The organism is Rhodocyclaceae bacterium (genome assembly GCA_020248265.1).
Taxonomy (GTDB): domain Bacteria; phylum Pseudomonadota; class Gammaproteobacteria; order Burkholderiales; family CAIKXV01; genus CAIKXV01.
In genome coordinates, this window is the sequence record JADCHX010000019.1 from 57634 (window position 1) to 70831 (window position 13198).

General features: G+C 66.9%; 14 protein-coding genes. 7 read left to right on the forward strand and 7 right to left on the reverse strand.

Features of this window, described 5'->3' with window-relative positions; all coding sequences use genetic code 11:
- Positions 1 to 45 precede the first annotated feature (45 nt).
- Positions 46 to 1758, forward strand: a complete 1713-nt coding sequence (locus tag ING98_16345; protein ID MCA3103437.1) for a proline--tRNA ligase — start codon at positions 46 to 48, stop codon at positions 1756 to 1758.
- Positions 1668 to 2483, forward strand: a complete 816-nt coding sequence (locus ING98_16350) for a lytic transglycosylase domain-containing protein (GenBank protein MCA3103438.1) — start codon at positions 1668 to 1670, stop codon at positions 2481 to 2483. Before ING98_16345 ends, ING98_16350 begins: the two co-directional genes overlap by 91 nt.
- Here the strand turns inward: ING98_16350 and ING98_16355 are convergent.
- On the reverse strand, positions 2453 to 3337 hold the full coding sequence (locus ING98_16355; GenBank protein ID MCA3103439.1) for a YihY family inner membrane protein: 885 nt from the start codon (positions 3335 to 3337) through the stop codon (positions 2453 to 2455). The genes ING98_16350 and ING98_16355 overlap by 31 nt on opposite strands.
- A gap of 209 nt (positions 3338 to 3546) precedes the next feature.
- Between ING98_16355 and wrbA the strand changes: the two genes are divergently transcribed.
- Complete coding sequence (wrbA, locus tag ING98_16360) at positions 3547 to 4140, forward strand: NAD(P)H:quinone oxidoreductase (GenBank protein MCA3103440.1); 594 nt, start codon at positions 3547 to 3549, stop codon at positions 4138 to 4140.
- A complete protein-coding gene (locus tag ING98_16365; protein ID MCA3103441.1) occupies positions 4137 to 4508 on the forward strand; it encodes a DUF2069 domain-containing protein in 372 nt (123 codons plus the stop codon). Before wrbA ends, ING98_16365 begins: the two co-directional genes overlap by 4 nt.
- A 45-nt stretch (positions 4509 to 4553) precedes the next feature.
- Here the strand turns inward: ING98_16365 and ING98_16370 are convergent, their stop codons facing one another.
- The 6 genes from ING98_16370 to ING98_16395 form a co-directional block, all read right to left on the reverse strand.
- On the reverse strand, positions 4554 to 6092 hold the full coding sequence (locus ING98_16370) for a 2-isopropylmalate synthase (GenBank protein ID MCA3103442.1): 1539 nt from the start codon (positions 6090 to 6092) through the stop codon (positions 4554 to 4556).
- 254 nt (positions 6093 to 6346) lie between these two features.
- A complete protein-coding gene (locus tag ING98_16375) occupies positions 6347 to 7240 on the reverse strand; it encodes a phosphatidylcholine/phosphatidylserine synthase (GenBank protein MCA3103443.1) in 894 nt (297 codons plus the stop codon).
- Entirely contained in the window at positions 7237 to 7917 is a 681-nt protein-coding gene (locus ING98_16380; protein ID MCA3103444.1) for a phosphatidylserine decarboxylase, read from the reverse strand. Before ING98_16380 ends, ING98_16375 begins: the two co-directional genes overlap by 4 nt.
- Entirely contained in the window at positions 7917 to 8933 is a 1017-nt protein-coding gene (ilvC, locus tag ING98_16385) for a ketol-acid reductoisomerase (protein MCA3103445.1), read from the reverse strand. The genes ING98_16380 and ilvC overlap by 1 nt, the downstream gene beginning before the upstream one ends.
- Positions 8934 to 9037: 104 nt before the next feature.
- Complete coding sequence (gene ilvN / locus ING98_16390; protein MCA3103446.1) at positions 9038 to 9529, reverse strand: acetolactate synthase small subunit; 492 nt, start codon at positions 9527 to 9529, stop codon at positions 9038 to 9040.
- A gap of 141 nt (positions 9530 to 9670) precedes the next feature.
- On the reverse strand, positions 9671 to 11368 hold the full coding sequence (locus ING98_16395; GenBank protein MCA3103447.1) for an acetolactate synthase 3 catalytic subunit: 1698 nt from the start codon (positions 11366 to 11368) through the stop codon (positions 9671 to 9673).
- A gap of 326 nt (positions 11369 to 11694) precedes the next feature.
- Here ING98_16395 and ING98_16400 point away from each other — a divergent pair, with 326 nt between their 5' ends.
- From ING98_16400 to ING98_16410, 3 genes are read left to right on the forward strand one after another with little or no spacing between them, the layout of a single operon-like run.
- Positions 11695 to 12264 carry an RNA polymerase sigma factor gene (locus ING98_16400; protein MCA3103448.1) on the forward strand — a complete coding sequence of 190 codons (570 nt, stop codon included), beginning with the start codon at positions 11695 to 11697 and terminating at the stop codon, positions 12262 to 12264.
- Complete coding sequence (locus ING98_16405) at positions 12261 to 12665, forward strand: DUF3619 family protein (protein ID MCA3103449.1); 405 nt, start codon at positions 12261 to 12263, stop codon at positions 12663 to 12665. Before ING98_16400 ends, ING98_16405 begins: the two co-directional genes overlap by 4 nt.
- 35 nt (positions 12666 to 12700) lie before the next feature.
- Entirely contained in the window at positions 12701 to 13195 is a 495-nt protein-coding gene (locus tag ING98_16410; GenBank protein MCA3103450.1) for a DUF3106 domain-containing protein, read from the forward strand.
- Positions 13196 to 13198 lie beyond the last annotated feature (3 nt).

Genomic DNA, 13198 nt, shown 5'->3' on the forward strand with positions numbered 1-13198 from the left:
ACGGCCGCACCGTTCCACCTTCGACCACGGATTGCCACCCGACCCATGCGCACCTCAGGTTTCTATCTTGCCACGCTCAAGGAGGCCCCGAGCGAGGCCGAACTCGTCAGCCACAAGCTGATGCTGCGCGCAGGGCTGATCAAGTCGCTCGCACGCGGGCTGTACACGTGGATGCCGCTCGGCCTGCGGGTGCTGCGCAAGGTCGAGCGCATCGTGCGCGAGGAGATGGACGCAGCCGGCGCGGTCGAGCTGCTGATGCCTGCCGTGCAGCCGGCGGAACTCTGGCAGGAATCCGGACGCTGGCAGAAGTACGGTCCGGAACTGCTGCGCATCCGCGACCGGCACCAGCGCGACTACTGCTTCGGGCCCACGCACGAGGAAGTGATCTCCGACACGGTGCGCCGCGACATCAAGAGTTACCGGCAGCTGCCGGTCAACCTGTACCAGATACAGACCAAGTTCCGCGACGAGATCCGTCCGCGCTTCGGCGTGATGCGCGCGCGCGAGTTCCTGATGAAGGACGCGTACTCGTTCCACGCCGATGCGGCCTGCCTGCAGCGCACCTACGACGCGATGTACCAGGCCTACAGCCGGATCTTCGAACGCCTCGGCCTGAAGTTCCGTGCGGTGGCGGCCGACACCGGACAGATCGGCGGTACCGGGTCCCACGAATTCCACGTCCTGGCCGATTCCGGCGAGGACGGCATCGCGTACTGCCCGGCGTCGGCCTATGCGGCAAACGTCGAACTGGCCGAAGCGCTGGCACCGGCCACCACCCGCCCCGCTGCGGCCGCAGCGATGCAGAAAGTCGCCACGCCCGGCCTCAAGACCTGCGAAGCGGTGGCTGCAAGCCTGTCGCTGCCGATCCAACGGATGGTGAAGTCGATCGCGGTCGTCGCCGATGGCCGCTTCCAGTTGCTTCTGCTGCGCGGGGACCACAAGCTGAACGAAGTGAAGGCGGGCAAGCTGCCGGGCTTCGCCGACTTCCGCTTCGCCAGCGACGGCGAGATCGTCGCCGCCCTCGGCTGCGAACCCGGCTACATCGGCCCGGTCGGCATCGATGCCTCGATCCCGGTGCATGCCGACCGCAGCGTGGCGGTGCTGGCGGACTTTGCCTGCGGCGCGAACGAGGCAGGCTTCCACCTGACCGGCACCAACTTCGGCCGCGACCTGCCGGACACGGCTTCGGTGCACGACCTGCGCAACGTGGTCGAGGGCGATCCGAGCCCGGACGGTGCCGGCACGCTCGAGCTGTGCCGCGGCATCGAGGTCGGCCACATCTTCCAGCTGCGCACCCGCTACTCGCAGGCGATGAAGGTCGAGTTCATCGACGAGGCGGGCCAGCCGAAGCCGATGGAAATGGGCTGCTACGGTATCGGCGTGTCGCGCATCGTCGGTGCCGCCATCGAACAGGGCTTCGACGAGCGCGGCATCGTGTTCCCGGCGGCGATCGCACCGTTCCAGGTCGCCATCGCACCGATCGGACTGCACAAGAGCGAGGCGGTGCGCACGGCCGCCGAGTCGCTCTACGCGGCACTGCAGGCGGCTGGCATCGACGTGCTGCTCGATGACCGCGACGAGCGCCCCGGCGCGATGTTCGCCGACATGGAGCTGATCGGCGTGCCGCACCGGATCGTGATCGGCGAGCGCGGGCTGGCAAAGGGTGAATGCGAGTACAAGGGCCGCCGCGACAGTCAGCCCTCGATGATCCCGATCGAAGGTGCCGTCGCCCTGATCGCCGGAAAGCTCGGCCGGTGAACGCCGCGCGGCGTCGCCTGCTGCGTGCCCTGCCGGGCTTTTCCACCCGGGTGGCCGGGCTCGCCACGGCCTCTGCCGCAGCCGGACTGCTGCCGGCCGGCGGCGCTCTGGCCGGTGCGCAGCTCTACGAGCCGCTGCAGGCGACGGTTCGGGCTTCGCTGTCGCGCGCGATCAGCGACCAGGTCGTATCGTTCCATGCGTTCGACACCGATGGCGAGGCGAAGCTGTGGCTGGCCGACATGGGACGCCGGCTGGAGCGCCGCATGCCCGATGTGCAGCTTCGCAACGAGTTCCTGATGACGCTGCACTACGAGGCCACGCGCGCCGGGCTGGATGCGCAGCTGGTGCTGGGCCTGATCCAGGTCGAGAGTGCGTTCCGGAAGTACGCGGTGTCGAGCGCGGGCGCACGCGGTTTCATGCAGGTGATGCCCTTCTGGGTCGATACGATCGGCCAGAAAGACCACAACCTGTTCCACCTGCGCACCAACCTGCGCTACGGATGCGTGATCCTCCGGCACTATGTCGACATCGAACAGGGCAACCTGTTCCGCGCGCTCGGCCGCTACAACGGCAGCCTCGGCAAGCCCGATTATCCGAACCTGGTGGTAAGGGCTTGGATCAACCACTGGAAGTTCGATGCCCGCGCGGCGACCCGGCTGGCCGCCGGCTCGCCGGAGTTGCAGGCGCGCGCCGATCAGCCCCCGCCGCCGCCGCGCCCGCGCTGATCGGCCAGGTTCGCGCGCATCGCCGGCATCACCGCGACCAGGACCGCGCCCATCAGCACCACCAGCCAGGACAGATAGACCCACATCAGGAAGATCGGTACCGTGGCGAACGCCCCGTAGATCGCGTGGTATCCACCGATGTGCGTGACGTAGAATCCGAACGCGCGCTTGGTCAGTTCGAACAGCACACCCGCGACCAGTCCACCGATGGCGGCATCGCCGAAGCGCACCGGCTGGTTGGGCAGCGCGCGGTAGAGCAGCCCGAAAGCGACGATGGTGAGCGCGAACGGCACCAGGCCCAGCGCGATCAGGACGAGTTCGTCGAGGTAACTGAACCAGCCCATCGACCACGACACGAGCAGCGAGGTGAGCCAGAGCCCGGCGCCGATCAGCATCGGTCCGACCGTCACCAGCATGCCGTACACCGCCAGCCGCGGCGCCCGGCGTCCGACGTTGCCGGTGCGCCAGATGTCATGGAAGGCGCTCTCGATCGTCAGCACCAGCACCATCGCCGTCACGACCAGCACGATCAGGCCGATCGCCGACACCCGTGCCGCGTTCGCGGCGAACTCGCTGATGTAGACGCTGACCACCCGGTCTGCCGCCTCGGGCAGCAACGTGCCGGTGGCGAACGCTCGCAACTGCTCGGTGAATTCGCCGAACACCGGGAACACGCTGACGATCGCGAAGCCGATGGCCAGCAGCGGCACGATCGCGATCAGGGTCGTGAACGCCAGGTTGGATGCCGCGTCGACGCAGCGCGCCTCGCGGAACCGCGCCATCGCGAGCAGGACGACCTGCCAGCAGTCGGCGAGCGGGCGGCCGAGGGAATCCGGTAATCGATTGGCGGACAAGGCGGCAGCAGGTCGGCGCTCGGGCGCCGATCGTCGAGGGGATGGGAACGGGATGAGGACGGGAATGGAGATGGGGCCCGGGATCACGGTCGGACAGGCGGCAGCGCCCGGGACCATCGACATCAGAGCCTATTGTCGCCGTTCCCGCGCATGCCGGGCGCGCGTTCCTATAATCGGGTCTTTCCGGATGTACTGAAAGATCCGTGTCGATGACCGAAATCCTAGTCCTGTACTACAGCCGCACGGGTGCCGTGCGCGAGATGGCGCAACTGGTCGCGCGCGGCATCGGCCAGGTGCCGGGCGCGGTCGCCCGCCTGCGTACCGTCCCGCCGGTGGCGACCATCACGGAAACCGCCGCGCCACCGGTACCGGACTCTGGCGCGCCCTACGTCGAACTGGCCGACCTCGACCAGTGCGCGGGCCTCGCGCTGGGCTCGCCCACGCGTTTCGGGAACATGGCGGCGCCGATGAAGCATTTCCTCGACGGCACCGGCGGGCTCTGGGCACGCGGCGCCCTCGCCGGCAAGCCGGCAGCCGTGTTCACGTCGACCAGCAGCCAGCACGGTGGCCAGGAATCGACGCTGCTGACGATGATGCTGCCACTGCTCCACCACGGGATGCTGCTGGTCGGCATCCCCTACAGCGAACCTGAGCTGTCTTCGACCCGCACCGGCGGCACGCCCTATGGCGCGAGCCATCTCGCCGGCGCGCAGTCAGACCTGCCGGTCAGCAGCGACGAGAAGGCGCTGTGCATCGCGCTCGGCCGACGGCTGGCCGAAGTCTCGCTGCGGCTTGCGCGATGACCCCGGTCGCGCCGGTGGGCGCCGGCAGGGTGCTGCTGCTGCACTGGACGTCGATCGGCAGCCTGCTGGCGCTGATCGCGCTGGCGCTCTCATGGGAGCTTTTCATCGCACCCGGACCCGGCGGACCAGGGCTGCTCGCCTACAAGGCACTGCCGCTGCTGCTGCCGCTGTTCGGCATCCTGCGCGGCAGGCGCTATACCTACCAGTGGGCCCCGATGCTGGTCCTGGTGTACTTCGTCGAGGGCGTGATGCGCGGCTACGCCGACGGCGGCGCGAGCGCCGTGGCCGGCTGGAGCCAGGCCGCGCTCGCCATCGTCTTCATCGTCGCTGCAGCCTACTACGCGCGCGACGCACACCGCCGGGGCTGACCCCGGCGGTCCCCGCCCTGGCCAGCGCGCCGGCGGAATCCGGCATCAGCCCTGCGGACGGGTCCGCGCGATGTTGGCTTGCAGCCGGTTGAGCGCGTTCAGGTAGGCCTTCACCGAGGCCACGACGATGTCGGTATCGGCACCGACGCCGTTGACGATGCGTCCCGCCTGGTGCAGCCGGACGGTGACCTCGCCCTGCGACTCGGTACCCTGGGTGATGCTGTTCACCGAGTACAGCTGCAGATCGGCACCGCTGTGCACGAGCGCCTCGACCGCCTTGAAGGCGGCATCGACAGGGCCGCTGCCGGTGGTGTCGGCGCTCTTCTCGCTGCCGCCGATCGAGAGCGTGACCCGCGCGCGCGGCGGCTCGCCGGTCTCGGAATGCGCGCTCATCGACGCCAGCTTGTAGTGCTCGTCCTGGGGCGTCACCGTCTGGTCGGACATCAGCGCCTGCAGGTCTTCGTCGAAGATCTCGTGCTTGCGATCGGCAAGCTCCTTGAAGCGGGCGAAGGCGGCATTGAGCATTTCCTCGGACTCGACCACCACGCCGAGTTCCTGCAGCCGGGTACGGAACGCGTTGCGCCCCGACAGCTTGCCGAGCACGATACGGTTCGCGTTCCAGCCGACATCCTGTGCGCGCATGATCTCGTAGGTCTCGCGGTTCTTCAGAACGCCGTCCTGGTGGATGCCCGACTCGTGCGCAAACGCATTGGCGCCGACCACGGCCTTGTTCGGCTGCACCGCGAAGCCGGTGATGCCCGAGACGAGCCGGCTGGCCGGGACGATCTGGGTCGTATCGATGTTGGTGTCGCAGCTGAAGAAATCCTGGCGGGTACGCACCGCCATCACGATCTCCTCGAGTGCGGCATTGCCGGCGCGCTCGCCCAGCCCGTTGATCGTGCACTCGACCTGGCGCGCGCCGTTCATCACGCCGGCGAGCGAATTGGCCGCCGCCAGCCCGAGGTCGTTGTGGCAGTGGGTCGACCAGATCACCTTGTCTGCCCCCGGCACCCGCTCGCGCAGCGTGCGGATCAGCGCACCGTACTGCTCAGGCATCGTGTAGCCGACGGTATCGGGAATGTTGAGCGTGGTCGCCCCGGCCTTGATCACCGCCTCGAGCACGCGGCAGAGGAAATCGATGTCGGACCGGCCGGCATCCTCGGGCGAGAACTCGACGTCATCGGTGAACCCGCGCGCGAACTTCACCGCGTTGACGGCCGTCTCGAGCACCTGCGACGGTTCCATGCGGAGTTTCTTCTCCATGTGGATGCGCGAGGTGGCGAGGAAGGTATGGATGCGCTTGCGCGGCGCCGGTGCGATCGCCTCGGCGCAGCGGCGGATGTCGGCCTCATTCGCCCGCGACAGGCCACAGACCGTGGAATCGCGGATGATGGACGCGACCGAATGCACCGCCTCGAAGTCGCCATTGCTGGCAGCCGGAAACCCCGCTTCCATCACGTCGACCCGCATCCGCTCCAGCTGACGAGCGATGCGCAGCTTCTCTTCCCGGGTCATGGTTGCGCCGGGGCTCTGCTCGCCATCGCGCATGGTCGTGTCGAAAATGATGAGGCGGTCGCTGCTCATGATGTCTCCTTGCCGCAGGATATGCGGTTCGTGGCTTCGATCGCCGGCTTCAGGTCATGAGCCGGCGCGGGGTAACGCAACAGGGGTCGTGGAAGGCTAGCGCGCGGGGCGCAGCAGCCAGCTGGCGAGTAGGGTGCTGGTCAGCAGGGCAAAGATCACGACGCGTTGGGTTACCGAGGACATGGCCGAAGTCTAGGACCTGGCGCGCCCGAGCGCAAGCACTGCCCGCCCGACGGGGACGGCCCATGCGCCGGTCAGCGCCTGGACTCGTCGGATGGGTCCGCCGCCGCGACCGGATCGGAAGCGGCCGGCTCGCCTGCACCCCCACCGATCACTGGTGCCGCCGCGCGGGCGGGGGGTCTGCGCAAACGGTCGGCCAACGCCATCGCGTACCCGGACAGCGCGTAGAGCACCGACACCGCGAGCAGGAGTTCGGCCAGGGTATCGGCGACGAAGCTCAGCAACCCGACGCCGATCGCCGTGCCCACGATCACCCGGAACGACACCACCTTACGCAGGTTGATGTCCTTCCCACTGTAGAAGCGGAAGTTGCTGACCATCGAGAAGCCGGCGAACACCGTGACGATCCAGGCCAGCCACATCACGTCGCCGCCCTGTACCTGGTAGAGGCTGAAAGCCCAGACCAGGCTCGCAACGAGGCTGGCAGCAGCCGGACTGGGCAGGCCGGTGAAGTAGCGCTTGTCGGCGATGTCCAGTTGCGTGTTGAACCGGGCCAGCCGCAGCGCGGCGCATGCGCAGTAGATGAACGCGGCGACCCAGCCCAGCCGGCTCACCATCCACTGCGACTTGCTGCCGACCTCGCCGAGCTGGGAGAAGTCCTTCAGCGCCCAGACGTAGACCACCAGCGCCGGGGCGACACCGAACGACACCATGTCGGACAGGGAATCGTACTCGGCCCCGAATGCGCTCTGCGTGCGCGTCCAGCGCGCGACCCGACCATCCAGCCCATCGAGGATGCCGGCGATGAAGATCGCCGCCGCAGCCACCTCGAACCGGCCGTTCATCGCCTGCACGATCGCGAAGAATCCCGCGAACAGCGCAGCGGTGGTAAATGCGTTGGGCAGCCAGTAGATGCCGCGCCGGCGGCCCTCGATCTTCGCCACCCTGTGCGGATCGTGGCGGATCACCGGGACTGCCCCTGCGCGGCGGCGGCCGCCGATGGACTGAGTTCGGCCAGCACGGTGTGCCCGGCATGCACCACGTCGCCCAGCGACGCACGCGGGATGGCATCGAGCGGCAGGTAGAGATCGACGCGCGAACCGAAACGGATGAAGCCGAAGCGCTGCCCGCGCTCGACCCGGTCACCCGGCCGGGCATAGCAGAGGATGCGCCGGGCGACCAGCCCGGCGATCTGCACGCAGGTGATCGGCGTGCCGTCGGCCATGACGATCACCATCGCATTGCGCTCGTTCTCGATCGAAGCCTTGTCGATCGCCGCATTGAAGAACCGGCCCGGAAAGTAGCGCACCTCGCGCACCTCGCCATCGACCGGCACCCGGTTGGAATGGACGTTGAACACGTTCATGAATACCGACACCTTGAGCGCGTCGCGCTCGAGGTAGGGATCGCGGGCCTTCTCGACCACGACGATCCGCCCGTCGGCCGGGGAAATCACCGCATTGCCCGCAGCCTCGAAGCCGCGCGCCGGATCGCGGAAGAACTGCACCACGAAAACCGCGACGAGCCACAGCGGAAGCGACCACCAGGGCCCCGCGAACACGGCGGCCACGAGGGCCGCACCCACCGCCAGCGCGATGAAGGGCCAGCCCTCGCGCGCCAGGATGGGATGCGGGTACGGGGTCATCAGTTGCGCGACCGGTCGACCAGCTGGTTGGCCTTGATCCAGGGCATCATGCCGCGCAGCTTGGCACCGACAGTCTCGATCGAGTGTGCCTGGCCGATGCGGCGCATCGCCTTCAGCGTCGGAGCATCGGCGCGGTTCTCGAGGATGAATTCCTTGGCGAACTGACCGGTCTGGATCTCGTTCAGGATCTTCTTCATCTCGACCTTGGTCTGCTCGGTGATGATGCGCGGACCACGCGTGAAGTCGCCGTACTCGGCGGTGTTCGAGATCGAGTAGCGCATGTTCGCGATACCGCCCTCGTACATCAGGTCGACGATCAGCTTCAGTTCGTGCAGGCATTCGAAGTACGCCATCTCGGGCGCATAGCCGGCCTCGACCAGCGTCTCGTAGCCCGCCTGCACCAGCGCGGTCGCGCCGCCGCACAGCACGGCCTGCTCGCCGAACAGGTCGGTCTCGGTCTCTTCCTTGAACGTCGTCTCGATCACGCCGGCACGGGCGGCGCCGATCGCGGCGGCATAGGACAGCGCAACATCGCGTGCCTTGCCGCTGGCGTCCTGGGCGATCGCGATCAGCGCGGGCACGCCACCGCCCTGGGTGTAGGTCGAACGCACGAGGTGGCCCGGACCCTTCGGCGCGATCATGATCACGTCGATTTCCGGCTTGGGAAGGATCTGCTGGAAGTGCACGTTGAAGCCGTGCGCGAAGGCCAGCGTCGCGCCCTTCTTGATGTTCGGCTCGACCGAGTCCCTGTAGACCTGCGCCTGGTGCTCGTCCGGCAGCAGCATCATCACGAGGTCGGCACCCTTGACCGCGTCGTCCACTTCCTTGACGGTGATGCCGGCGGCCTTCGCCTTTTCCCAGGACGAGCCGCCCTTGCGCAGGCCGACGGTGACCTTCACGCCGGAATCCTTCAGGTTGTTCGCATGGGCATGGCCCTGCGAGCCGTAGCCGAGGATGGTGACGTTGCGTCCCTTGATCAGGGAAAGGTCGGCGTCCTTGTCGTAAAAGATGTTCATGCCCAGTCTCCGCGATGCGTTGTGTTGTGAATAGTGCAAGTGCACCGGGCGCGGCGCGCCCGGCAGTGGAACCGGTGTATCCCGGGCACCGGCCGGCCCGGCGGTCAGACCTTGAGCACCCGCTCCCCGCGGCCGATGCCGGAGGCACCGGTGCGGACGGTCTCGAGGATCAGCCCCGGTTCGACCGCCTGAAGGAAGGCATCGAGTTTCGATCCCTCGCCGGTCAGTTCGATCGTGTACGACTTGTCGGTGACATCGATGATGCGGCCGCGGAAGATGTCGGCCATGCGCTTCATTTCCTCGCGGTCCTTGCCGGCCGCGCGCACCTTCACGAGCATCAGTTCGCGCTCGATGTGCGCGCCGTCGGACAGGTCGACGACCTTCACCACCTCGATCAGCTTGTTCAGCTGCTTCGTGATCTGTTCGACGATCTCTTCAGAACCGTTGGTGACGATCGTCATCCGGGACAGCGTCGCATCTTCGGTCGGTGCGACGGTCAGCGACTCGATGTTGTAACCGCGGGCAGAGAACAGACCCGATACCCGCGACAGCGCGCCGGGTTCGTTCTCGAGCAGGATGGAGATGATGTGGCGCATCGGGTATCGATCAGTACGGTGTAGGTTCGGAAAGCGGGCACGGCATCGGCCGCGCCGGGGTGCCGGAGGGGTCCGGCGTGACGGCTGCAGCCGTTGCCGCCGGCAGGCGGGCGTGGGCCCGGGCGCCGTACGGGGACGGGATCAGACCAGGATCATCTCCGACAGGCCCTTGCCGCCGGGCACCATCGGAAACACGTTTTCGGTCTGGTCGGTGATGAAGTCCATGAACACCAGCCGGTTCTTCATGGCGAACGCCTCGCGCATCGCGCCTTCCACGTCTGCCGGCTTCTCGATGCGCATGCCCACGTGCCCGTACGATTCCGCGAGCTTCACGAAATCGGGCAGTGCGTCCATGTACGACTCGGCATGCCGGTTGCCATGGAAGAACTCCTGCCACTGCCGGACCATGCCCATGTAGCGATTGTTCAGCATCACCACCTTGATCGGCAGCCGGTACTGGGTACAGGTGGACAACTCCTGGATGCACATCTGGATGCTGGCCTCGCCGGTCACGCAGGCCACCTGCGCATCGCGGTGCGCCAGCTGCACGCCCATGGCTGAAGGCAGTCCGAAACCCATCGTGCCCAGGCCACCGGAATTGATCCAGCGCCGCGGCTGGTCGAACTTGTAGAACTGCGCGGCCCACATCTGGTGCTGGCCGACGTCGGAAGTGACGTACGCGTTGCCCTCGGTGACCTTGTAGAGCGTTTCGACCACGGACTGCGGCTTGATGATCGCGCTCGTGCGGTCGTACTTCAGGCAGTCGCGGCCGCGCCATTCGTCGATCTGCTTCCACCATGCCGCGAGCGCGGGCGCATCTGGGCGTTCCTGGGACGAGGCAACCTGCGCCAGCATGTCCGCCAGCACGTCCTTGACGTTGCCGACGATCGGGACGTCGACCTTGACCCGCTTCGAGATCGACGACGGATCGATATCGATGTGGATGATCTTCCGGTCTTCCTCGTGGAAGTGCTTCGGGTTGCCGATCACCCGGTCGTCGAAGCGCGCGCCCACCGCAAGCAGCACGTCGCAGTGCTGCATTGCCATGTTCGCTTCATAGGTTCCGTGCATGCCGAGCATGCCGACGAACTGCCGGTCGGTGGCGGGGAAGCCGCCCAGCCCCATCAGCGTATTGGTGCACGGGAAGCCGAGGGTGCGCACGAGCTTCGTGAGGTCGGCAGCCGCCTCGCCGAGCACGACGCCGCCGCCGCTGTAGATCATCGGGCGCTTGGCTTCCATCAGAAGCTGCATCGCCTTCTTGATCTGGCCGGAGTGCCCGCGCGTCACCGGGCTGTAGGAGCGCATCGGTACGTTCTGCGGGTAGCTGAACACCGCCTTTTCGACAGTGATGTCCTTCGGGATGTCGACCAGCACCGGGCCGGGCCGGCCGGTGGTCGCGATCTGGAAGGCCTTGCGGATCGTCGTCGCGATGTCGCGCACGTCTTTCACCAGGAAGTTGTGCTTCACGCAGGGCCGCGTGATGCCGACGGTATCGACTTCCTGGAACGCGTCCTGCCCGATCGCATGGGTCGGCACCTGGCCGCTGATGATCACCATCGGGATCGAATCCATGTACGCGGTCGCGATGCCGGTCACGGCGTTGGTCACGCCTGGCCCGGAGGTGACCAGCGCGACGCCGGGCCGGGTGGTCGAGCGTGCGTAGCCATCTGCGGCGTGCACGGCAGCCTGCTCGTGGCGCACGAGAATGTGCTTGACCTTGTCCTGCTTGCAGATCTCGTCGTAGATATACAGCACGGCCCCGCCCGGGTAGCCGAACACGAACTCGACCTGCTCTTCCTGCAGGCAGCGGATGACGATCTCCGCGCCGGAGAGTTCCATCACGTTCGCAGCGATCCTGTCCATTGCTTTACCTCTGGGTACCGTGGGTACTTCTTGCGGGGGCTGCCATCCGGGTGGCACCGGGGTGCCGCGCCCGCGTGGACACCCGGACCCCATCCTGACGATTCGAAACCGAACCAGAGAGGCTACCGGCAAGGGGTCATGGGGTCAAGCAACCCCCCTGCCGCGCGCACGGCAGGGGGGATGTGCAGCGCGGCGGGTGGACGCAGCGGAGGCTTTGGTACCATTGCGCGCCCCGGACAGTCGTACGCAAGCGCCGTACCGGGCGGACTCCCCGCTGCGCACCCCCGTGACCGAGAACGATCCTGGCTTCAGAAAGTGAACTGTCGAGTTTCCTGACCGACGTCGAGCGGCGCGCCTTCAAGCAGGCGACCTATGCGGTGCGCGATCCAGAGGCCGGGCTGGACATCGTCCAGGATTCGATGATGAAGCTTGCCGAGAAGTATGCTGACAGGCCGGTTGAAGAATTGCCCATGCTGTTCCAGCGGATCCTCCAGAACACGATCCGCGACTGGTATCGGCGTACCAAGGTACGCAACACATGGACTACGCTTTTCTCGTCGTTCTCGGTCAACAAGGACGACGATGATGTCGATCCGCTCGAAACATTGCAGGCGGCGGCCGATCCGAATGGCCAGGGAATCAATCCGTCCGACCGCCTGCAACGCATCCAAACCCTTGAAACGATTGAGGAAGCATTGTCGCGGTTACCCGCACGTCAACGCGAAGCGTTCCTGCTTCGTTATTGGGAAGAACTCGATGTCTCCGAAACCGCAGAAGCCATGGGTTGTTCGGAAGGCAGTGTGAAGACACATTGCTCGCGAGCCACCCACGCGCTCGCCGAGCTGTTGAAAGCCAAAGGAATTTCCCTGTGAACGACGCGCAATTCGGCAGTCAGGTCGCAGCGTTGCTCGACGAGGGGCTTTCTCGCGTCGAGCAGGACGTGCTCACCCGGCTGCAGGTGGCACGCAAGTCAGCGCTCGGCATCGCCGGCGCGCCGCGCCATGTGCGCGCGCTGGCGGTGGCCAGTGCCGGGTCGGCGACCGGTACCGGCGGCCTGCGGCACTGGTTCACCGGTCCGCGGCTGTGGCTCGCGCTCGGGATGCTCACGCTGGCGATCTCCGGGGCGACGCTGACCGAGTTCGGCTCGGATGCCGAAGCCGATGCCGCGGCAGACCTCGACCTCGCCATCCTCGCGGATGACCTGCCGGTGACGGCCTACATCGACAATGGGTTCGATACATGGCTGAAGCGCCCGGTCGAACCGCAGCAGTAGGGGGCGACGCGGCCCACCAGACTTCACGGAGCCTGGTGGGCCGGTCCGCCCGCCGTCCTCGCGCCGCGCTGGGCACGTCCGCGCTGGTCGCGGTGATGTTTTCCTTCGGGGCCTTGCCGCTCGGCGGCACGGCTTGGGCCGTCGGCGCGGCGCATGCCGCCAGTGCGACCTCGGCACGCGCACCTGCGTGGGCGCAACTGCCGCAGGCGCAGAAAGCATTTCTTGCACCGATCGAAGAGAGCTGGGATTCACTCAGCGTCCAGACACGCCGCAAGCTGATCGGCATTGCGCAGCGGCAGGCCACGATGACCTCGGAGCAGCGCGAGCGCGTGCAGTCCCGCCTGTCGCAGTGGGCACAGTTGTCGACCGAAGAACGTGACCTCGCGCGCAGGAACTACCAGCAATTGAACAGGCTCCCTCCCGACCAGCGGCAGGATCTCGCGCGTCGCTGGCAGGAAGCGAAGCAACCCGCGCCCGCAGGCACCGCAGAAGTCGGTGGCGAGGGAGCGACCCCGGCACCCCAGCAGTAGGCG